The organism is Candidatus Jettenia sp. AMX1 (genome assembly GCF_030263775.1).
GTDB classification, from domain to species: Bacteria; Planctomycetota; Brocadiia; order Brocadiales; family Brocadiaceae; genus Jettenia; species Jettenia caeni.
In genome coordinates this window covers 1-22888 of the sequence record NZ_SZPP01000054.1, presented here as the reverse complement: position 1 = coordinate 22888, position 22888 = coordinate 1, and the positions used below count along the sequence as shown (strand labels likewise).

The following is a 22888-nucleotide window of genomic DNA, read 5'->3' as shown; positions in this document are numbered from 1 at the left end:
ATATGCAGATCATGTTTCACCGAGAGTATTTTTCTCTCTGATTAAAGAACGAATCCAACCCTTTCTGGGTAATTATGACACAGTCTCTCAAGGGAGGGGTTAGGGGAGGGTGGTTGTCCTTTTCCTTCACCCCCACCTAACCTCCCCCACCAAGGGGGAAGAACTCTTTGTTTGAATTTCCTAAGCATTAAATTAAACTGCCTTTGGCAGTATCAACAAAATTCTTTAGCTCTCTAAAATTAGTATACCCTAATTTTTATTGAGATGCGGAACTCTTCCTTGCTTCATGCACTTCGTGCCTTCTGTGTATGCATTTGTCTACACAGAGTATGTTTTTGCCAATATACAAGCCATAAATATATCTATATGCAGCATAACTACTTAGCTATAGTATTAATAAATTTTGTATCTATATGCATACAGAGAACAGGATCATGCTTTACCAATAAAAATAAAATTATGAATATCGAAGTGTGTGTAACGGCTAGTTATTTATATAGTTATATGTCCGCTTTAGTCTGATAAAAAATTTTTATACACATAACTTCTTTTGCAGGCATGCTGTTTGTAATCTACGAGAAGAACTTTATTAAGCGTACTTTTCAATAAATTAAAATGTTGAGAATATTACTATAGATGAATTTAAACTCTTCCAGAAGCACTCCACGAGATTACCTGAGAATTTTATTCAGACACAAGATCGTTATTATCATTACACTCATTGCTATCACGGTGACTACGTATATCGGGCTTGAACTTAAAACCCCGGTTTATGAGGCGCATGTTAAGATGCTCATTTCCGCACAGAAGCAGATAGATTCACCTTATTACAAGGATTTGAGTAGCGCTTATAAGGATACCAAAATAGCCCTTACTCAAGCTGAGATTGTAACTTCTACTCATGTATTAGAACGCGCCGTCAAGGCACTTAAACTCCAGGAGCGCCCATTCGATTATGAAAAGAATTTCTATACCCCACTAAAAGCGCAGTTAACAGATCTTAAAACTAAATGGCTGGCAAATCTAAAAACGATATGGCCGGTAAATTCAGAACCTAAAGAATCAGAAATACAGCAAGAACCACAGGATATGGTATCTGAACAAGAACAGGAACAGAAAAGAAAGCAAGAATATCGTTTATGGATAGCAACAGAAAATCTAAGAAGGGCTGTAAATGTTGAGCCTATAAGAGACACTGATTTATTTACAATAACCGTTAATGACTTTAGCCCGGACGAAGCGGCGATGATTGCCAACGCGGTAAGTCGTTCATATATTATTTGTGATCTTGAACAGCAACTGGCAGAACTTCAACTTCAGTATGAAGATAAACATCAGCTTGTATTACAATTGAAGGACAATATCGACAAGATGAATGATAATCTTAGCGGCGTGTCACTTTCTTACATTGAATCAATCGGTCCGGCGACAATTAAGATAGTTGAGCAAGCAAAAAAACCGTTTGTACCAATAGGAATTAATAAACATCTTACTCTTGCTCTGGCATCCTTTATGGGCATATTTTTAGGTATTATGTTTGCCTTTGGACTGGACTATATTGACCATACATTTAAGTCATCGCAAGATGTAGAGTTATTTCTCAACTTGCCATTTTTAGGATCAATCCCGAAGGGAAGGTTAAATGGAACGACCTTAATTAAAGATATAAACCAGATAAATCCTTATACCCAGTTCTATAAACATCTTGCAGACCAGATATATTTCTCAATGAAAAACAAAAAATTAAAATCCATTATGATAACTGCTGCTTCGCCCTTAGAAGGATCTACAGGCATTACTGCCAATCTTTGCCATTATTTATCAAAAAAAGCAGGTCGTAAGGCAATTATTATTGATACTAATTTAAAATCCCCGGCAATACATAAAATTTTTAATATCCCGGAAAATCCAGGTCTTTCGAATGTACTGGAAGGCGAAATTTCATTTGAAGAAGCGGTTCATAACTTAGGTCATAACTTATCCGTATTGCCTGCTGGTAAAACCTCTCTCGACTCGACATTACTTTTAGATTCTACTTCTATGATTAATGTAATCAGGGCTGCAAAAGAAAGGTACGAATTCGTATTTGTTGACTACGCAGACTTAAAAGATTTTCAGGATGCTTACGTACTTTCTTCATATTTAGATGGAGTTGTCCTTGTTGTGAATGAGGGTAAAACCCGATGCCATGCTGTGAAGACGTTGATTGCCCCCTTCGAGGAAGGGAAATCCAATATGATTGGCGTTATTTTGAACAATCGTACATTTGTGATTCCAAAAATAATCTATAAGAGGATTTAATAAGACCAGAAAAGGTGAAGGATAAAGGGGATGTACCTGTTCATTATTCAAACGTGTAGCAGGCATGAATGTGGTTATATTGATTTTTGTTAAGGTGAATAAGGTTAATACATGAGTGAATTGCTGAAAAAAATAAAAACAAAGCATGCTAAGGTAGGTATCGTAGGTCTTGGTTATGTTGGATTACCACTAGCTCTTGAATTTTTAAGAAGCGGGTATTGTGTAACAGGTATTGACAAAAATAGGGAACGTGTTGAATCTCTTACCAGAGGCAGATCGTATGTGATAGATATAAAGGACGAAGATATCTCAGGGTTTATTCAAAAGGGTCTCTTTCGCGTAACTGATGACGCCGGCGTCTTATCAGCTCTCGATGCCATAAGCATCTGTGTGCCAACGCCGCTGACTAAGACGAAGGACCCTGATATGTCTTACATCATCAATGTGGGCCAAGAGATTAAGAAGTATATGCATAATGAACAAATTTTTATTTTAGAAAGCACCACCTATCCGGGAACTACTGAGGAATTGATGCAACCGATATTAGAGGAGAGCGGGTTAAAGGTGGGGAAAGATTTTTATCTTGCCTTTTCTCCGGAACGTATTGATCCGGGAAATAAGCGGTATTCAGTTAAGAATGTGCCGAAAGTAGTAGGAGGTGTAACTCAACAATGCACAGAACTGGCATGCTGTTTATACAATCAGATTATTGATACGATTATACCTGTTTCATCTCCAAAAGTAGCTGAGATGGTAAAACTGCTGGAGAATACATTCCGTAGTATCAATATTGCCTTAGTGAATGAGATTGCCATCGTGGCAGAAAGGCTGGGCATTGATGTGTGGGAAGTTATAGATGCTGCAAAGACAAAACCCTTTGGTTTTATGTCATTTTATCCTGGGCCCGGTCTGGGAGGACATTGCATTCCCATCGACCCGCTCTATCTTTCCTGGGTTGCTAAAAAAAATGGATTTGAGTTACGCTTTATTGCCCTTGCAGATCAGATTAATAGCGCTATGCCTGAATTTGTTGTGGAAAAGATCATCGATGTGCTGAACAATGCTGAAAAAAGCGTAAAAGGCTCAAACATTCATATTCTGGGCGTTGCGTATAAGAAGGATGTCGATGATGTCCGGGAATCGCCTGCACTTGAGATTATGAGTATCTTAAAATCGAAAGGCGCAAAGATATCGTATACAGATCCTCATATCCCGGAAGTTAATTGCCACAAGTTGAGTATTAAATCAGAACCGCTTTCTCAGGAGATCTTATCTAAAGCGGATTGCTCTGTTATCGTGACAGACCATAGTAGCTTTGATTATGGCTTAATTGTGTCCAACTCTAAACTGATCGTTGATACCCGGAATGCCTTGAAGGGTGTTAAAAAGAAATGTATCGTGCGACTCTAGTGCACTATCAATAGAATTCATGATAATACGGTTTGTATCGGTTCAACTGCATGAGGCTGTGTCATTGCGAGGGTATTGTCCGAAGCAATCCCCTGGACATTTCAAAAGAGATTGCTTCGGGAAAAAACCCCTCGCAATGGCAAATACTCTAAAGCCTATTGTGGTAAATTATCCTGACAGTGTACCAGGTATGGGTAGGGAGTTTTTTGAACTTATGAAAAGCTCTTGTTTTTAATAACGGGAGGTAGTATTGGTTTCTGTATTTAATAATCCTGTCAAGTGGGATGAAGCTGTAGAAAGTTCTTATTATCCGTATATCTCGTATAAATATGGTTGGCTCGAATCTATCGGTTCGTGCTTTTTACACATAGAGCCTTTGCCTCTTGCAAAGATTACAGAAGATGGCGATATTGAATATGTTTGCCCGTGTTTTATAGACAGGGATAAAAAAGAGATTACGAGTTCCGTATTTCTTGCCCCAGGCTTTATTAATAAAAATGCAGATCCTGTTGAAATGATAGAAGCACTTATTTCTTATGCAAAAAAAGAAAATTATAAAAAAATCTCGTTACAAATTCCTCCGGGTTTTCTTTATTCCAATATCTTATTAAATGGAAGATTTAAACTCATAAGAAAAATCTGTTTTTTTAATATAGAGATATGTGCCATGAGCTCTTTCGATTATTACCTGAACAAGTGTGTTTCCAGTGGAAGAAAGAGCGACATGAAGGCTGCGTGGCGAAAAGGGGTAACGGTGGAAACCCTCTATCCTTCCCGGGAAGCGTTAGAGAGGTTCTATCCTTTTTATCAGGAAATGGTGCAAAGAAATAATGCCCAAATGTTAGAAAAAACCTTTATGTTGAAATTAAGTCAATCCCTTAACCAGAATACCCGTTACTGGATTGCGATGGTACATGGAAAGGATATCGGGTCTGCACTTACGTATGAATTTATGGGACGGCTTTGGGTTTGGTTGCTTCAGGGCGGCGGTGATTTTAGAGATTATAAAACAGATGCTTTTCTGTATGCTGAAATTATTCGGTACGGCTTTGAGAGACATTTTAGCGTAATAGATTTAGGGACGTCTCCATTGGATAACTCGCAGGGAGATTTTAAAAAACGATTGGGTGCTGATCCTGTATTCCATGAATTGTACGAATTAGATTTGTCGTACTTCGGGAATCTAAGAAGTACCTGTACTGAAATGAAAAAGGTGATTAAAAGACGATGGGCAAACTAAAGAAACGTATTATTAATAAACTCCTCAAAGAAACATCTCCTTTCTTTGACTCTTATAGTCTTTATTTCAACATGCCTTCTTCCAAAAAGAAACTCAAACGACTTTCGGATTTTGCCGAAGTAGGCATCGGAGTCAATATTGAAGGAAAGATTACTACCCTGACGCCCCGCTATTTAGAAATAGGCAAAAACACAACGATACAATCTATTCATATAGCGCCTGAAAAATTTGTGCTCATCGAAAAGGATGTAATGACAGGGAATATCTCCTGCCGGAAGCACTCGATTATAACCCCTCAAAAGAGCTATGAGGGTGAAGAAATAGACGAAAAGTGCATAACTATTTCAGTAGATTTTGAGGCTGGTGTCGCTCTTTCACATGCATCAAAAGAAAGGTGGGGCCATTACCGAAAGTTTTGGGATAGCAGAAAAGCCGTAGAAAAACTCTCTCAGCTATTTAGGAAATATGAAATACCTGTGACGTGGGCTATATGCGGACACCTCTTCCTTAGAGAGTGTAATGGTAATCATAACATTATTGAAGATGATTGGGGTGGCCACTGGTTTATGCATGATCCTGCAACGAATTATAAAAATAATTCCGAATGGTACATGCCTGAAACAATAAAGGCTTTAGCGAAAGAGTCTCTTTTTGAAATAGGGTACCATTCTTTTGGGCATTTCTTATATCAGCAATGCTCAGAAGACACGGTTAAAAAGGATATCCTGATGGCAAAAAAAATACGATCGGAGTGGGGACTTAAGCTCGATAGTTTTGTGTTTCCTTATAATCAGTGTGGTTATTTTGATTTACTCGTTGAAGAGGGGGGTTTTCGTAATTTCAGAGGCAAAATAGGTGTTATTTGTCCATCATATGGCGCTATCAATTTTAAAGAATTTTGCTACATACATACTACACAAGTATTCTCGCCAAGTACTATGGACAGATGTAATTTACAGATTCAGCAATTAACCAGGCAAAACTTTAACTATTATACACATTGTTATCAATGGATTGAGAATGATGGTTGGAAAGAGTTAGAGCAATGGTTGAAAAAGTTAAGCAGATTAATGTCTTTAAACAAAATTAAAATTAAAAAATTTGGAGAGTTATATGGTTAGATTTTTAAGAAAATTACAGAATTATATATTTTACAAAATATATAAAATAACTTCTAAAGTAGTTCTTTATTGTAAAGCCGTAGTAAATCTCGCTAACAATAAGTCGATATCCAATAAGAATACTTTTGAATCATATTTTATAGTAAAAAGTTACGGTTACACCAATGATTTAACAACCCCGGAGAAAACGGTATTGGATATTTTGAAGAATGATTTAAGGAATATGAGGATGCTTGATATTGGTGTTGGCACGGGTCGTACAACCCTCCACTTTGCAGATTTAGTAAAAGAGTATATAGGCATTGATTATTCAATGAATATGGTGAATGCCTGTAAAACGAGATTTCCTGAAACATCCAGGATGAATTTTTTGAGATGTGATGTAAGGTCTATGGAAGTATTTGACGATAAATACTTTGATTTTATATTGTTTAGTTTCAATGGTATAGATTGTATTTCTTATAATGATAGATTAATAGCATTTGAGCAAATCAAACGCATAGGTAAACATAATGCCCTTTTTTGCTTTTCAACACATAATATACAGTTTATCCATAAGCTTTTTATGATTCATTATTCAGCAAATTTAATTAAAACAACACAAAATATATTTAAAAGCTTTTTATTGAGGTCTATCAATAAAAATATTAAAGGAGATGAGAAATATGCGGTTATTAATGATGGTGCGCATATGTTTGGACTGAATTTATTTTACATTAAACCTCATGAACAAATAAGGCAATTATACGAATCCGGATTTAATAATATACGGGTTTTTTCTTCGGAAAACGGCGAGGAAATAAAGGATTTCTTTGCTTTAGAAAATAATACAGAAATGTATCTTTATTATTTATGTAATATTAACAATTAAAAATAAAACCGATAATGAATAACGATAATAAAACAAAAAGCAACGATACTATTTTTAGTTTTACCGTTGACAGGCGAACAATCTTTAAAAGTTCAATAAATAGTTTTTTGATTCAGATTATTTTCAGGCTTAAAGGTTTTATTACAGCCCCTATTCTTACGTATCTTATGCTTCCCTCTGAAATGGGGGTATTGAATCTCATTGTGGTAACATCGTCTGTTTTTGCTCCTTTCGTTAATCTGAATTTACCCGATGGGTCTGCAATATATTTTTCGCGTGAAAGAGCTGTTGAAAAAATTCGCACCATGTATTTAACCATTGTAAACACTATAGGTATTTCTGCAATACTTGTTACCCTGATTGCCAGTCTGCTGATATATTTCTTAAGGCCTGATCTCTATAAATATGCTTTTTGGGCGGCTCTTTTGCTGTATGCAAATATTTTTTATCAGATGTCTTCATTTTTACTCAGTACATACCAGAAGACGGGTCTTGTTGTAAAGAACGCTTTTGTAAGAGATTCAAGCGCTACGGTTATGTCAATATTCTTTGTCTATTTGGGATATTCCTATAAAGGAATGGTTATTGCCAATGTTATTGCGTTTCTCGTTTCTTCTTTTTTGCTTTTGCGGATCGTTACAAAGAACATGTCTTATGCTTTTACTATCGATACGTCTTACCTCCGGGCTTTTTTAAAACTCTCTATTCCTTTACTTCCTGTTTTTTTCTTTTCCTGGATAATCCAGTCATCGGATTCTTATTTTCTTGCATACTATAAAGGCGAGGGGATAGTGGGTAAGTATTCCGTAATTTATGGCATTACCAATGTTATTTTAACTATTACGTATGCCTTGAATTTTTTCTGGGTGCCCGTTTCTGCCAGGCTTTGGGTTGAAAACAGGGAAAAATTTACTCAGGCATTTCGATTGTTATTTACCCTATTTTTAACAATACTCCTGATGATAGTTCTTCTCTTTGAGCTTAATTCTAAAATGATAATACACCTCCTTATAAGGCGGGAGGAATATTACGATGCCTATGTAATTATGGGAATACTTGCATTTTCCTTTGCAATGCAAGTGTTAATAACCCTGCTTACCGCTCCTCTTTATTCTAATAAGAATACCAGAACAATATTCTTTGCCCATTTAATCGGAGGCCTGGTGAATACCATCCTTAATTTTTTGATTATTCCTTCTACCGGGATATTTGGAGCTGCTATCAGTACTGCTGTTTCATATTTAACAGTCGTTCTCGTTATGTCCTATATGAGTTATAAACTTGCGGATTTTGCATTCCTTAATAAACATCTGTTTTACATAATAGGTCTTTTTGTCTTTGCATGGGGTGGAATCTTTTCTGCACGGGAATATTTTGAAATGTACCAAAGTATTCTTGCGAGTATTCTGGTGATTATCGTAATCGGAGCCATTGTTTATTTTAAGGTTCTGGAAAAAAAAGAGAGAGAATATCTGTTTTTATTTCTTAAAGAATTTAATATAAAAAGAGTAATAGCATGAGGAAAACAGTGATCATTGGGGCTGGGCTTGCTGGTTTGAGTGCAGGCTATTATGCCCAAAAGAAAAAAATAGATTATGAAATTTATGAGAAGGATGACGGTGTGGGAGGTCTATGCCGAACCCGTAAGAAAGAGCGCTTTTCCTTTGATTATTCAGGACATCTCCTCCACCTGAAAGATCCTTACTCTCAATCGTTGATTAAAAGCCTTCTTGGCCATAATCTCAACGTCATACAGAGAAATTCCTTCATTTACTCACATAAGGTATTTACCCGTTATCCCTTTCAGGCAAACCTCTATGGCCTTCCTCCGGATGTGGTAAAAGAATGTCTCATGGAATTTGTCAGAGCATATTATGAGAATGAAGATTTACCAACAGAAGCATACAAAACATTCCATGAATGGATCGTGGGAAAGCTCGGCAAGGGGATAGGAAAATATTTTATGTTCCCCTATAATGAAAAACTTTGGACAATTCCCCCCGGGGAACTCACCTGCGGATGGATGTCAGAATACGTACCTAAGCCTACCCTTGAAGATGTCTTTCATGGTACATTCTCTGATCAGAAGAAGGGTTTTGGTTATAATGCAACTTTCTGGTATCCGAAGAAAGGTGGAATACAGGCTCTTTGTGACGCGCTTGCTGATAAAGTAAGAAATATAAGGCTGCAGGAAAAGGTTGAGAGGATTTTTCATAAAAAAAAGATTATCGAATTTGACTCAGGTAAAACTACGGCATATGAAAAGCTTATTTCTACCATGCCTCTTAAAAAACTCGTAGAGAGATTAGACGGTGATATTCCACAGGAAGTAAAAGATGCTGCCCAGAAACTCAAGCATAATTCAGTCCTTATTATAAACCTGGGAGTAAAAGGTGAAGGTCTTACCGATAAACACTGGATTTATCTCCCTGAGAAGAAATACACAGTATACAGAATCGGGGTCTATTCCAATTTTTCAGAGTATATGGCGCCGCCTGGTACAACATCCTACTATATAGAGATAGCTTACCAGAAAGACTGGAATATAGATAAAGAAAAAACAGTAGAAAATGCCCTGGATGAAATCGTAGAGATTGGTTTTGTTCCTCACAGGAAGGATATTCTTGTGAAGGAGATAATGGATATTGAATGCGCATATGTTATTTACGACAGGTATTATTCAGAGAGCAAGAAAATAATCATGGATTACCTGAATAGTGTTAACATTTATAGTATTGGCAGATACGGTAATTGGGAATATTCAGGCATGGAAGAGGCCATGCATCAGGGAAAGGAGTCGATTGGTGAAAGTTAGGTCGTTAAAAAGCAAAAGAATAGATTTTATTGCGCATGAGTATTCTCATGTGCCTGTTGTGGCCTTTGTAAAAGCAGTGAATGATGGTTACTATAATTACAACGCATATGAATACGACTCTACACATCCCGACATCGCTTATGATGCAATTATAGCATGGGACAAGATTATAGACCTTTTAAAGGTAAAAATGACAGATTTACAAGAATATACTATCGTGGACATTGGCTCCGGAACCGGGTTTGTTGCAGGGCGATTTCTTGAGAAATGTTTATCCTTTAAAAACTACATCGGTCTCGAACCTTCTGCTAGTATGAGAAAAGTAGCAACAAAAAAATTCAGAGAATCACGGTTATCTTTTCAATCCATTGACATTTTAAAAAAAGAAGCAGTTTTTGACGTTCTGAAAAAAATAGAGGGGAAAAGGATAATTACGCTCAATTCAGTACTCCATCATATCGTTTGGTGGGAAGATTTTTTGACTGTTATCAAAAATGCTCTTAATACAGGTGATTTTCTTATCCTTTGCCATGAACCTAACAGCCGCTTCTGGGAAAATAATAAGCTCGTGAGCCTTTTTGATAAGATTCAAGAAGAAAAGGCAAGAATGAACCGAAGGGCCTTTTATTTGGACCCTATCTTCTATATAAAAAAAATTAATAGACTTGCAAGGAAAGACACATATCAGACTCCATCTAACTATGATTTAATAAATCAGGAACTCAGAAAATCTGGTGCTATCAAAAATAGCCTTTCTCCTGGTCTGATCGATGCAATAATAGATTACAGTGTGCCTTTGTGCTGGCGCGGAATTACTATCGGAAAAGACTACAATGAAGGGTTCTTAAACATTGAAGGTTTGATAGAAAACTATTTTAAGGATATGGAACTCTTACTTTCTTTTACCTATCAACATCTGGCTTTTTCTTCAATGGCTCTATCGACTCCATGGAGACATAAAGAGAAGGCTCTTGAGAAGGAATATCCACTGGATGGAGCACAATTTTGCTTAATTCTTCAGAGAAATTAAAGGATTTATATGGTAATTAAATTTTTAAATGCTGATTATTATCACGCAAAAGTAAAATCTAAGCTCGTAATTGATTTTTTAAAATCGAGACGTGCTGGTGAAAGCATTTTGGATATGGGTGCAGGGGAAATGCCATTCAAGAAATATTGCGGGCATCTTAACTATACGAGTCAAGACTTCTGTCAATACGAGGGAAAAGGAGATGGCAGAGGACTACAGACTAATACATTTGACGTAAAAGGAATAGATATAGTATGCGATATCAAGCAAATACCTGTACCTGACGGGAGGTATGATAATATATTATGCTCTGAAGTGTTGGAGCATATAGAAAATCCTCTTGAAGGTATTCAAGAAATGAAGCGAATATTAAAACCCGGCGGCAAGGTTATTATAACAGTACCAGGTACATCTCTTTTGCATTTTTCCCCCTATCATTATTATACCGGATTTAAAGATAATTTTTTTAATTTGCTCTTAGGGAAGTCGGGGTTTGATATTGATAAGATTACAAGAGTAGGAACAATTTATTCAGTCACAGCTCTTTACCTTTGGTATATTGCTGATAAGTTCTCAAAAGTAATCTTTCCATGGAGATCTTCACTATTCTTTAAGATGCTTATTCTCGGATTTTCACCATGTATATCTCTGTTTTTGATCCTTGATTCCATAAGGATATTAGACACCAGGACCATAGAAGCCGGCCTTTTAGTTATAGCAACAAAAAGACATGAGAATTCGCATGGTACGTAACAATTCTTACGATATTGGTGGAGTAATAAACTATACTCGTCCCTTGGCAATAAAATTTACTAGACTGGGATATTGCGTATCCTATTTATATTTTGGTGGTACGGCAAAGAGAAAATATAACTGATTTTAATACCTTATCTTAGAATTAACAGAAGAGATTTTCCTTTTAAATGTGCAGAACCGATGAATCCTCCTAACTGGATGTATAGGAATTTCAAACTAATCATGGAGTGGCAAGGCGCGCCTTGCCACTACACGTCGCTAAAGGCATAGTTTATAACTATGGTGCTCCTTTGCTTGATATAAATGCCCATTAAACATGGGATGTACCTTAATGTTGTGAGAGGGCATAATGAAGAGAGAGGAGTAGGAGAATCGCTATTCAATGTGTGAGTATCTCTGGGGCTATTACAGGTAAGATTCTTGCCCGTTCATATGGAAAGCGAAAGGAAGGAATATGAAGAAAGTAATAAATATGTGGAAAAGCACGACAAAAGAATTTCTTGAAAGTCAGCTTCCCATACCTGTAATGGCAATGTTAAAACTCAGAAGTCATCTTAGGCATTATAAACCTTTCACCACACACGTTCGGGAACGGAATTTTATTCTTGCACAACAAGATTATATGGCCAATAAGATTTTTGTCAGATCTTTGCCCTATTTAGCATTTGTTGACACAGGAAATATTTGTAATCTTAAATGTCCATTTTGCCCTACGAATAATGGTGAATACTCTTTCTCAAGCCCAAAATTTCCAAGCGTACTCAAGAGAGAACGCCGTTTCCTTGATTTGGAAAAATATGCTTTAGTGCTTGAAGCATTTGGAGAAACTCTTTTTTCTCTGTCTCTCTTTGACTGGGGAGAACCTTTTCTTAATAAAAATATTTTTGAAATGGTATTCATGGCTAAAGAGTTCAATATAGAGGTTTGTTTGAGCACAAATTTGAATATCAAAGACCCTGACCTTGCACAAAAGATCTGTGAATGTTATCCGGATTCTCTTATTCTTAGCATCGATGGTATTTGTTCAGAAACCTATCGAAAATACCGCCGTGGTGGAGATTTTGAATTGGTCATGGAAAACGTGCAAAAAATCGCTGCCTATAAGAGAAAATATAGTCTTAAAAAGCCAGAATTAATCTGGCAATTCTTAGTTTTTAAACATAATGAACATGAAATTCCTTTTGTTAACACATTTGCCCGTTCGCATGGCGCTGACATTGTCAAAATTTCCAATGCATATATTTATCATGAAGATTGGATACCGGTAAACAAGAAATATCATCCTTTAGAAGCTCGTAAGAATAGTTGTGATTTTCTTTGGACGACGGCAACAATTGAAGCCACAGGTTCATTAAGCCCGTGTTGTGTTAATCGTGACTCCCGATATGATTTTGGAAAATTTACGACAGCACAGGAATTAAGAGATCTCTGGAATTGCGAGAAGATTCGTGCTTCAAGAAGTTTTTTTCATAAGAAGAAGCCTGATAGTGAAATTTTGTGCGATATGTGCACATTAATAAAACAAGATGCTGAATAAGGATCTGAAATGCTGAGATCAGAGAAAATGGTTTTTTGGCTATAGGTATAAAAGATATGAGAATTCTCATGGTAGGTAATGACCCTCATGATATAGGCGGGGTTGTAAATTATACTCGTCCTCTTGCCTTAAAATTTGTTGAAATGGGACATAAGGTTTTTTATTTCTATTCCGGTGCATGGAATAGAAGGTATAACTATCTCTTCAGGCCATATCTCAGGATTCATAGAAGAGATTTTTCCTTTGAGTGCGCAGAACTGATGAACTCTCCAAACTGGACATATAATTACGGTAATCCCTTGCTTGATATACACGCTCATCAAACAGAAAAATTGTTTATAAAATACATGGAAAAAATAAAACCTGATGTAGTACACGTTCATAGCCGCTGTGGGCTTCCGGCATCACTTATTGAGATTGCTTCAAATCATGGATTGAGGGTCTTCACTACTATTCATGTATACGGTTTCTTATGCCAGAAAAGAGTAATGATTGACCATCATGGAATGCCCTGCAAAGGACCCTCTGATGCAGACAAATGTGCTCAATGCACAGGGTATGTCGATATAAAAAGATTAAAGCATACCGTACGACTAGAAAATACCAGCAAACAATTGTTTACATTGGCTAAATCGCTCCTTGGCATACTAAGGAAATGCAGCAGATCCAAAAAATCTGATCAGAGAAGTAGTAACGATCCTGCGCCATGTAAAGGTATTGCACATTATGAGAAAATAAAGGCAAAACTGCAGGAAAGACTTGATTATATGATTCATGCGATGAATACGTATACGGTTACAAACCTGTGTGTATCTACTGATGTAAAAAGAACCCTTATGAGATATGGTGTTCATGAAGATAAGCTCTTAGTCCAGCATATAGGTTCATCAATTGCAGAAAACCAGAAGTTAAACAGGAGAACATTACATACGCCTATTGTAATAGGGAATATCGGAGGAGTGCACCATTATAAAGGAACGCACGTTTTAGTGGAAGCAGTAAAGAATATCAAAAATAAAAATTTCATAGTAAAAATATTCGGCAAATATGATCAGGCCTATGTAGAAAGCGTAATGCAGGGAAAAGAAGATTTACCGATAGAGTTTTTGGGAAAATATCAGCCAACTGATTTGTTTGAAATATTAAAGCAGGTAGACATCATGGTGCTTCCTTCTATCTGTAATGACACAGCGCCGCAAACTATTTTTGAGAGTTACAGTGCAGGCATCCCGATTGTTGCCTCTGATATAGGCGGGTTTCCGGATTTTATAAAAGACGGGGTTAGTGGATGTCTTTTTAGGCCGGGAGATAGTCAGGATCTGGCAGATAAATTGGATAAGGTATTAACAGATCCTCAAAAGATAGAATCATTTTCATGGAAGGTTCCAAAACTTAAGACAATTACCGATAATGCTCTGGAGTTAGTAGCCTTGTACAAAAAATGTATTGAGAATAATTCAATAACAACTTAATACACTATGCATAAGAATGGACAGATAACACAAATAAAAACTCAGGGCATAAAGAATGCTGCTGCAATCGTATTTGCCCTGGTTTTATCGATGCTGGCGGGATACATTCTTGTTCTTGGTTCTTATAAATTGCTGTTTCCTTTTTTATTTGCAGGGGTAATTCTGGTTTTATATTTTAAACAGTTTGAGATTCTCATAGTACTTATATTCATCATCAACCATGAATTGTTTTACCTTCTTCCCAGTGGCGCTCTGGGCAGAGATGCTTTTCAGGACTTACTCTTTGTTATTATTTTACTCCTGTTAGGAGCCAGATATTTTCTGGATAAAAAGGCCCGTAACTACACGAAGAGGCATTTCGGATTATTTATACCCTTTTTTTTGTTTCTTGTTTTTGTAGGTATTCTCAAATCATATTATCAGGGACAGCCTTTTATTTACGGGATAAAGGCTGCTAAAGGTTACTATCTCATTCTGTTTTATTTTGTTTTTATGTCAAAAGAGATTAATACACAAAAACTTTTCCGGTTAATCATAATAGCGGGGATCCTGTTACTCATTCTTAATAATATCAAGTATGCCTTCTTTGATAGCGTAGGTATGTTCTATATTGATGAGAGTGAGATATCCGAACGGGGAGATAACCTAAGATTCATTGTGGGAGATTTTTTCATTAATTTTGCGCCTATCGTTACCTTTGGGGAATATCTGAGGACCAGGAAAAAACTGTACCTCCTGATTTTTCTGTACATGATTGCTACGGTTATTATACAAGGACAGACAAGGGCAGTTATAATTGGCATTACCGTGAGTGTACTTTTCATGCTGTACTTTTCACGTTGCATAAGCTTCAGTAAGATTGCATGTATAATACCGCTATTGATTATTCTGTCGATATGGGTTATCCCCATGCTCGAAGCAACGTTTTTAGGCAGATTATATGAAATTACTAAATCAGAAATAGAAGGAAATACAGGGAATGTCGGAATCAGAGTCGTGGGGTATAAATATTATTTCAGCGAGATTGTGAAGTCCCCAATAATAGGTAACGGCATATGGAATGTTCTTCAAACAAAGAATAATCCTGAGGATATGAGATATACAAGAATATATCTGGCAGATATAGGATTAACCAAACTCCTATTCCATTTCGGTATATTTGGGGTTGTATGGTTACTTATGTTACTATCAAAGGTTTATAAAATATCATTTCAAAGTCTCGGAAGGTTAAAAGAAAATGTGCATTATAGCCTTCTCGGATATTTTATATTCTCAATTGCAACAATGGCAACTTTAGATTGCTTCGTGGATAGGTTTACTATAATTTATCTGGCGCTCGTGCTCGCCTTGTTAAGTCAATCTGATTATTCAATGAAAGATCAGCAGAGAGGTTGAAATACGGTATGGATGTTACGATTGTAATAGTAAGTTATAATGTGGCTGACTTATTAAATGAATGCATTATCTCAATAAAAAAAGAGACGTCCTGCGAATACGAGATTATTGTTGTTGACAATAATTCTGTAGATAATTCCATGGAGTTGCTTAAGGCGAATCACCCTGATGTAAAACGAATACAGAACGTGAGCAATGTAGGTTTTGCAAAAGCAAATAATCAGGCCTTCGAAAAGGCTCAAGGCAGCTACATTTTTATGCTTAATCCCGACACCGTTGTTTTAGATAGAGCTATTGATAAGCTGGTTCAGTTTATGGACGAACACCCGGAAGCAGGAGCTTGTGGGCCAAAAGTTTTAAACTATGATATGTCTCTTCAGCCTAGTTGCCATCATTTCCCGACAATTGCAATGAGATTCATAGAGCATTCTCAACTTGAGAGAGTTTTTCCAAAAAGCAAAATTTTTGGTCGTCACTATATGACTTACTGGAATTATGATGAGGTAAAAGAGGTGGACTGGATTCGGGGTTGTTCCTTGCTGCTTAGAAAGACAACCTTAGAGCTTGTAGGAACTCTTGATGAGAATTATTTTATGTATACTGAAGAAACAGATATTTGTTATCGCATGAATAAGAGTGGATGGAAAGTGCTGTTTTTCCCGGGAGCGGAGATTGTGCATTACTGGGGTAAAAGTTCCGAAGTTTCAAAGAAGGAAAAAGGATATTCTCCTGCAACGATAAAATACTTATTTAATACGAAATACTATTTTTTTAAAAAACATTACGGCTGTGTTCATTTTGTCTTTATAAAAGGAATTGACTTTGTATTTTATTTATTGGTCTTTATAAAAAATATATTTAGAAAGGATGCAGAGGTACGGAGATTAAAACTATCGTATGCTTCTTATGTGCTTTCTCTGATCTTGTTTGGCAAGTAGATGTACCGTAAGGAAAAGCTATAGATACCTTAAAGAGAAACACTCCTGGCTATTGTTCTCTTGCTCTGTAGTTACAGAGATCATATGCAGGGCGGGGCTTTAGCCTTACCGGGCAACCCTAAAGGATTGCCCTACGGAATTAAAATTCCTCAACAGGAAACCAGGATAGACCATAACTCGTAACACTTTGATTTTTGGAAAATAACCCCGTAGGGGTGAAATGTTTATAGAATAATAAAGTTATCTATAGAGGTGTATTTGTGAATGCGAAAAAAATACTCATTCTTTCTCCTTGCCCTCTTTTTCCCACAGTGATGGGAAATCAGGTCAGGATAAAGTTTCTTATAGAAGAGCTAAACAAACGGCATTGTGTGGACTTGATAACCCTTGAAGATAGAAAAAATTATAGTATGCACGATGCGCATTATAAGAAAATATGCCATAAACATTATCCCATAATAATTCCGAACAATAAAGACAATGTAATTGGCAGGGTTTTTTATAGTTTAGGGCGACGGCTTGTGTACTTGCTTTTTGGAATTCCTTCGCAATATTATTATCCTTCATTGCCACAGATCCAGCGAGAGATACATGGCATAATAAACAGGAATGATTATGATGTTATCCAATTTGAATATTGGTTTATGGGAAAATTTATAAAGAAGTTAAAACAGAAATTATATTTAACCGTTGATACTCATGATGTATGTCATGAAAAAACAGAGAAAGAATTTCAAACTATATATGAAAATTCCCGTAAGCAAAGATTTATTCGAAGAGAACTTTCAAAGATAAAAGAATTGGAGCATTATTACCTTAATCAATGTGACACGATCATTTCAATCTCCAGTTCCGATTCTATATATTTTGAAAATAATTTTCCCAGGAAGAAGGTCCTTTATATACCAATTGGAATGGATTTAAAGGATTTCCTCAGTTACCCGACAATCAAAAATAATAAACCAACGGTTCTTTTTTATGGAAATTTAGGAACACTTCAGAATATACATGCTTTTTTTGAATTATGGAATGAAATCTTCCCACGTATAAAAAAAGAAATCCCTAAGGCACAGTTGAAGGTTGTTGGGGCTAATCCTCCCGATACTATCAAAAAGTTGTCAAGTTTGGGGTATGTAGAAGTGACAGGGTTCACGAATTGTTTGCCTGACATTTTATCATCATGTCACTTAAAAATATTGCCAATGAAAATCGGAGGTGGTTTCCGTACCCGCCTTATTGAAGTAATGGCTAGTGGAGTGCCAGTTATTGGTACTTATATTGGGGTGGACAGTTTAGCATTTGAAAATGACGTTCATGGGTATATTAGTGATGACTATAATATATTAACTCATAAAGCTATAGAATTATTAAGAAATGATGAAAAAAGACAACACATGGGTATCGAATGTAAAAAATTTGTTGAAAGTCACTATACAACGGAAAAGGTTTATGGAAAGCTTTCTCAATATTATTTTGATTTAGAATTATCATGAACAGTAATTGAGATAAGAATAGATTCAAAGTCGTTGGGTTTTGTCTTTTAAAACTCAACCTAATTAATTTATTTTATTACACAACTGAGGAAATAGTACATTGTTAATAATTCTTAGGCATCCTGATGGATTAGTCCATATTGAGCAATCACGGAATACAGACAAGAATATAATATCGGTTGAACTCCATAATAAAAGATTATTTATGCCGATAAGTACATTCGAGACCACGTATCCCTGGGAATTAATAAAAAGTATTTTACAGAGTAAAGGACCAGCATGCTTATGCGATGAAATAATGAAAGACGAAGATCCTTGTTGTGTTCAGCATCAATTACAATACACTTTGCTGAGTTATGTCAGCGAGAAAGATTTTGAAAATAGAAGAATACTAGACTTTGGTTGTGGTGCAGGCGCATCCTCAATAGTATTATCGCGCATGTTGCCGAATACGGAGATAGTCGGAATAGAATTAGACGAAAAATTGCTATACACAGCCAGATTGAGGGCAGAGCATTATCAAGCTCATAATATACGTTTTATTCCTTCTCCCGACGGCAACAGTATTCCTGATAAGTTGGGAAAATTTGATTACATAATTTTAAGTGCGGTATATGAACATCTTCTTCCCCATGAGAGAAAAAATTTACTACCTAAATTATGGGCGCATTTAAATTCTGGAGGTGTTATGTTTATTAACCAGACACCAAACAGGTTATTTCCTATAGAATTGCACACAACACATCTGCCATTGATCAATTACTTACCGGACAAGCTGGCGTTGCTTTTTGCGAGGATGTTCTCGAAAAGAGTTATCTTTGGTGATGGTTGGGAAACATTATTGCGCAAAGGGATACGGGGAGGGACGGTAAGTGAAATAACAGATTTTTTATACGGAGATCAAAAACTATTACTGTTAGAACCTGCGATGGTAGGAGTACATGATAGTATTGATATTTGGTATCGGCTAACAAATACCAAAAGATTAACAACTTCCAGGAAATTGTTAAAGTTTGGTATGAAATTTTTTAAATTTGTTACAGGCATACAATTAACACCATGCCTGTCTTTGGCGTTAAAGAAATTATAGGTATTCGATAATTTAAAAGGCTTGTAAATATGCAGAATATTCTCTATATTATCCCATCCTTAAGACTTGCCGGAGCTGAGAAGCAAATCATTGGTTTAGTAAATGGTTTATCAGAAAAAAGATTCAATATCCATCTTTTTACCTTCGAGAGTCCGCTTGATCAGTTGGATAGCCTGAACAAACAGAAAGTTAAGTTCTATAATTATCCCAGGCGGTATAAGTTTGATTTTTCTCCCTCGAAAAAGATTGCCGAAATAATTAATAGAGAAAATATAGATATTATAGACTGCAGATTGCAGATTGCCCTTCTGTATGGATTTCTTGGAAGGATATTGGCAAAAAAGAAGGTAAAATTCACAACCTCGGTACATACAACAATAAATAGAAATAGAAAGGATGAACTGTTGGATCGTCTTCTCTATGTTCAATTAATGAAATACTGTGATAGGGTTATAACCGTTTGCGAAAATCAGAGGAAATACTGGATAAGAAAATACCCCTTCCTTGAAGAAAAATGTATCACCATACATAACGGTATAGATATTGATGAATTTAAGGATGACGTATCCGAGGATGAAAAGAAGGCTTTAAGGGCTTCCTTAAAGATAGAAGATGATGAGTTGCTTGTAGGGACGGTTGCAGGCTTCAGGCCGGAAAAAGGTCACGAATATATATTGAGGGCATTAAAACTTCTTTTGAACTCAGGCGTAAAGATCAAACTCATTCTTATAGGGGATGGGGAGAGAAGAAATTACCTGCAGTCTCTTGCTCATGAACTTGGAATTTGGAGAAATGTCATCTGGCTGGGTTTGCAGAAAGAACCGAAAAAATATATCAGTATCTTCGATATATTCCTTATGGCATCTTATAGGGTAGAGACATTCTCTAATGCAATTATTGAGGCACTTTCTATGTCTAAGCCTGTTATCGCAACAGATGTAGGAGGAACCTCTGAGATGGTTAAAGACGGCGTAAATGGCTTTCTTGTAAGGCCAAAAAATCCGGAAGATATTTCGGAAAAGATTACATATTTCATTAAAAATCCGCAGTGTTTTAGGCGCTTCTCCCAAAACGCAAGACTATGCGCTGTAGAAGGGTTAAGCAAAGAACGGACGATAATGAAGACAGAAGAACTCCTTATGACATTAGCTTAAAATAGGCATTCGGTGACTTTCGCGACGTGTAGTGGCAAAGGCGTGCTTTGCCACTACGTAGTTTGTTTTCCCTATGCATTAAATTAAGCGGGCAATATCTCAAAAAATTTGAGATGCGTAATTATTTTTATACACTCATACCCTTTTCCTGAAGATTGAAAAGGTATGAGATTATTTGGGGGGCAAACGAAATGATATCCACGATAAAAATCAGACCTATCCTTTTTCTTTTAGTATCAATGAGCGTGTTAAATTTTTTTTATGGTAAAAATGGATCATTTATGAAAGAGGTTTTCGCTTTTCCGGGAGGAAACAAACTTTTTCCTAACAGGAGTGTATCTGCTGAAGCAAAAAAATTTATCACCCGATATGATGAAGAACTGAAGGGGTGGTACAACCCTGTTTATTTTAAAGATTGGTTTGATACCGATCAACGTTTTGTAGGAAACATAATCTTAGACTTATCGGTTCTTTGTTGGATAAACAACACCGCGTCCAACCGGGATTATTTAAAAGGATGGTGTAGTCAGGCGATGCAGATTCAGCAATGGGGCGATAATAATGATCTTCAGATTTCTCATTTATTATTTGGGCTTTCCACGGTTTACGATTGGCATAGAGATAAGTTTGATAAAGAATTTCAAAATAAATTAAGAGTATTTATTTATGATCATGTTAGATATCTCTATGAATTTGCAAGAGAAACTCAAGATAGGTTTTGGGGAGGATCTTATTGGCAAAATCATAGCTGGGTAAATTATACCGCTATACTTGCTTCAGGCATGGCTCTTTCAGATGACTATGCTCATGAGGCATCGGAATGGACAACTTTAGCAAGAAATAAGATTGAGATGATAATTTCCCTCTTGCCCGTCGATGGCTCTAACCATGAAGGTTTGAATTATTCCGTTTACGGCAATACGTGGTTAGTAAGAGGGCTTACTTTGCTTGAAGTATTCGATGAGAATATTTTTAACAAATCTGAGTACCTCAAAAATTATTATAAGTTTTTTAATGCCCTTAATCCCGATAACATGCTAAAGATTTTTTCCGATATAGGCGACTCGCCTCAATATTTATGGTTCAACCCTTGCGAATTTTTCTTAAAACTCTACCATGAATACCAATTAGATGAATACAGGGATTTGTATCTGTTTTACCTGGATAAATATGAATATATAAAACCAGGCCTTATGTCAACGGTATACGGCTTAATAGAAAACACTTCTTTTGAAAACATGCCTGTTCCAGTACGATCGTATTTTTCGGAAGATTTGGGCGTTTTTTCTGATAAAATGACTGTGGAGGAAGAATTAGATGTGTCGTTTTTCTTTAAATCAGGAGTTCCGGGCGGGAGAATGGGCCATGCTATAGCAAACCAGAATCCAACCTATCAGCTAAACCGCAGTCATGAGCACCCTGATCAGAATCATTTCGTAATTTGGAATAAGAATGGATTTCTTATTTCAGATACAGGGTATACCAATCTGAAACTTACGGTAGACCACAATAGTTTACTAATCAATGATGTTGGACAACTGGGAGAAGGAGACTGGTGGTTTAAAGATGCGGATGTAAAGAATAAAGTTTTTAGCGAATCAGCGGGATTAACCGATAGAGGAGTCTATTCGAGAAAGGATGTATCCGTTATCAGAGCAGACGCTGCTGAGTTTTATCCTCCGGAAGTAGGTCTCAAGAAATTTAACAGGACTATCGTGTGGCTTAAACCAATGGGTTTTATTATTCATGATTCTATTGAAACAGAAGAACCGGAAGTTTTAAAACTAATATTTCATTCTAGTTTCGATATTGAGAAGTCCGGAGAAAATGAGTGTGTTTTTAAAGATAAATCATCAATACGTGGTAAGTTTATATCTTTATCTCCTCAAGGGGCAACCATAGATGTCTCAGACCATTATATTATTTCTCACTCGAACGACGTAGAAATGATTGGAGAAAAAATAACTATAGAAAGACATATGCAGAGTAATCAGGAAGAATTTCTAACTTTAATCCTACCACAATAACATAGAGAAATTGTTGAATCATAGGGGGAGAACCTTGTGTTCGCCCACCTTTTATGCAAATCCAAAACGGGGATGTTTTTCCATAACTGGTATACTGTCAACTTAATTTCCTATAATATAATAGACTTTCTCTTATTTGTCATCTATGAAAAAGCATGTCAAGAAAAAATAATGTTCCTGTTGACAAAAAAGCAAAGGAACTGTTTTCTTGCCATGCGTCCTTCCCGCTTAATTGGGG

17 protein-coding genes are annotated in these 22888 nt (G+C 36.3%); all 17 read left to right on the top strand.

Annotated features, from left to right (window positions below; all coding sequences use genetic code 11):
* Positions 1 to 636: 636 nt before the first annotated feature.
* The 17 genes from FBQ94_RS14765 (at position 637) to FBQ94_RS14685 (ending at position 22650) form a co-directional block, all read left to right on the top strand.
* Entirely contained in the window at positions 637 to 2301 is a 1665-nt protein-coding gene (locus FBQ94_RS14765; RefSeq protein WP_007220717.1) for a polysaccharide biosynthesis tyrosine autokinase, read from the top strand.
* Positions 2302 to 2412: 111 nt separating this feature from the next.
* Entirely contained in the window at positions 2413 to 3711 is a 1299-nt protein-coding gene (locus FBQ94_RS14760; protein ID WP_007220718.1) for a nucleotide sugar dehydrogenase, read from the top strand.
* Between the two features lie 250 nt (positions 3712 to 3961).
* Positions 3962 to 4951 (top strand): GNAT family N-acetyltransferase, encoded by a 990-nt coding sequence (locus tag FBQ94_RS14755; protein WP_007220720.1) that lies wholly within the window; start codon positions 3962 to 3964, stop codon positions 4949 to 4951.
* On the top strand, positions 4939 to 6072 hold the full coding sequence (locus FBQ94_RS14750) for a polysaccharide deacetylase family protein (protein WP_007220721.1): 1134 nt from the start codon (positions 4939 to 4941) through the stop codon (positions 6070 to 6072). The genes FBQ94_RS14755 and FBQ94_RS14750 overlap by 13 nt, the downstream gene beginning before the upstream one ends.
* A complete protein-coding gene (locus FBQ94_RS14745; protein ID WP_007220722.1) occupies positions 6065 to 6943 on the top strand; it encodes a class I SAM-dependent methyltransferase in 879 nt (292 codons plus the stop codon). Before FBQ94_RS14750 ends, FBQ94_RS14745 begins: the two co-directional genes overlap by 8 nt.
* A 14-nt stretch (positions 6944 to 6957) precedes the next feature.
* Complete coding sequence (locus tag FBQ94_RS14740; RefSeq protein ID WP_007220723.1) at positions 6958 to 8463, top strand: oligosaccharide flippase family protein; 1506 nt, start codon at positions 6958 to 6960, stop codon at positions 8461 to 8463.
* Entirely contained in the window at positions 8460 to 9758 is a 1299-nt protein-coding gene (locus FBQ94_RS14735; RefSeq protein WP_007220724.1) for a protoporphyrinogen/coproporphyrinogen oxidase, read from the top strand. Before FBQ94_RS14740 ends, FBQ94_RS14735 begins: the two co-directional genes overlap by 4 nt.
* Positions 9748 to 10788, top strand: a complete 1041-nt coding sequence (locus tag FBQ94_RS14730; protein WP_007220725.1) for a class I SAM-dependent methyltransferase — start codon at positions 9748 to 9750, stop codon at positions 10786 to 10788. The genes FBQ94_RS14735 and FBQ94_RS14730 overlap by 11 nt, the downstream gene beginning before the upstream one ends.
* 9 nt (positions 10789 to 10797) lie before the next feature.
* Positions 10798 to 11541, top strand: coding sequence for a class I SAM-dependent methyltransferase (locus FBQ94_RS14725; protein WP_007220726.1), 744 nt, complete (start codon positions 10798 to 10800; stop codon positions 11539 to 11541).
* 457 nt (positions 11542 to 11998) lie between these two features.
* Positions 11999 to 13081: a radical SAM/SPASM domain-containing protein gene (locus FBQ94_RS14720; RefSeq protein ID WP_007220727.1), complete on the top strand. Its 1083-nt coding sequence runs from the start codon at positions 11999 to 12001 to the stop codon at positions 13079 to 13081.
* Positions 13082 to 13137: 56 nt separating this feature from the next.
* Entirely contained in the window at positions 13138 to 14553 is a 1416-nt protein-coding gene (locus tag FBQ94_RS14715) for a glycosyltransferase (protein WP_285442220.1), read from the top strand.
* 6 nt (positions 14554 to 14559) lie between these two features.
* Positions 14560 to 15948, top strand: a complete 1389-nt coding sequence (locus tag FBQ94_RS14710) for a hypothetical protein (RefSeq protein WP_007220729.1) — start codon at positions 14560 to 14562, stop codon at positions 15946 to 15948.
* Positions 15945 to 16886: a glycosyltransferase family 2 protein gene (locus tag FBQ94_RS14705; RefSeq protein WP_051006141.1), complete on the top strand. Its 942-nt coding sequence runs from the start codon at positions 15945 to 15947 to the stop codon at positions 16884 to 16886. Before FBQ94_RS14710 ends, FBQ94_RS14705 begins: the two co-directional genes overlap by 4 nt.
* 260 nt (positions 16887 to 17146) lie before the next feature.
* A complete protein-coding gene (locus tag FBQ94_RS14700) occupies positions 17147 to 18379 on the top strand; it encodes a glycosyltransferase family 4 protein (RefSeq protein ID WP_007220731.1) in 1233 nt (410 codons plus the stop codon).
* 100 nt (positions 18380 to 18479) lie between these two features.
* Entirely contained in the window at positions 18480 to 19469 is a 990-nt protein-coding gene (locus FBQ94_RS14695; protein ID WP_007220732.1) for a class I SAM-dependent methyltransferase, read from the top strand.
* Positions 19470 to 19498: 29 nt separating this feature from the next.
* Complete coding sequence (locus FBQ94_RS14690) at positions 19499 to 20623, top strand: glycosyltransferase family 4 protein (RefSeq protein ID WP_007220733.1); 1125 nt, start codon at positions 19499 to 19501, stop codon at positions 20621 to 20623.
* Between the two features lie 281 nt (positions 20624 to 20904).
* Positions 20905 to 22650 (top strand): DUF4962 domain-containing protein, encoded by a 1746-nt coding sequence (locus tag FBQ94_RS14685; RefSeq protein ID WP_285442219.1) that lies wholly within the window; start codon positions 20905 to 20907, stop codon positions 22648 to 22650.
* The last annotated feature ends 238 nt before the right edge of the window (positions 22651 to 22888 follow it).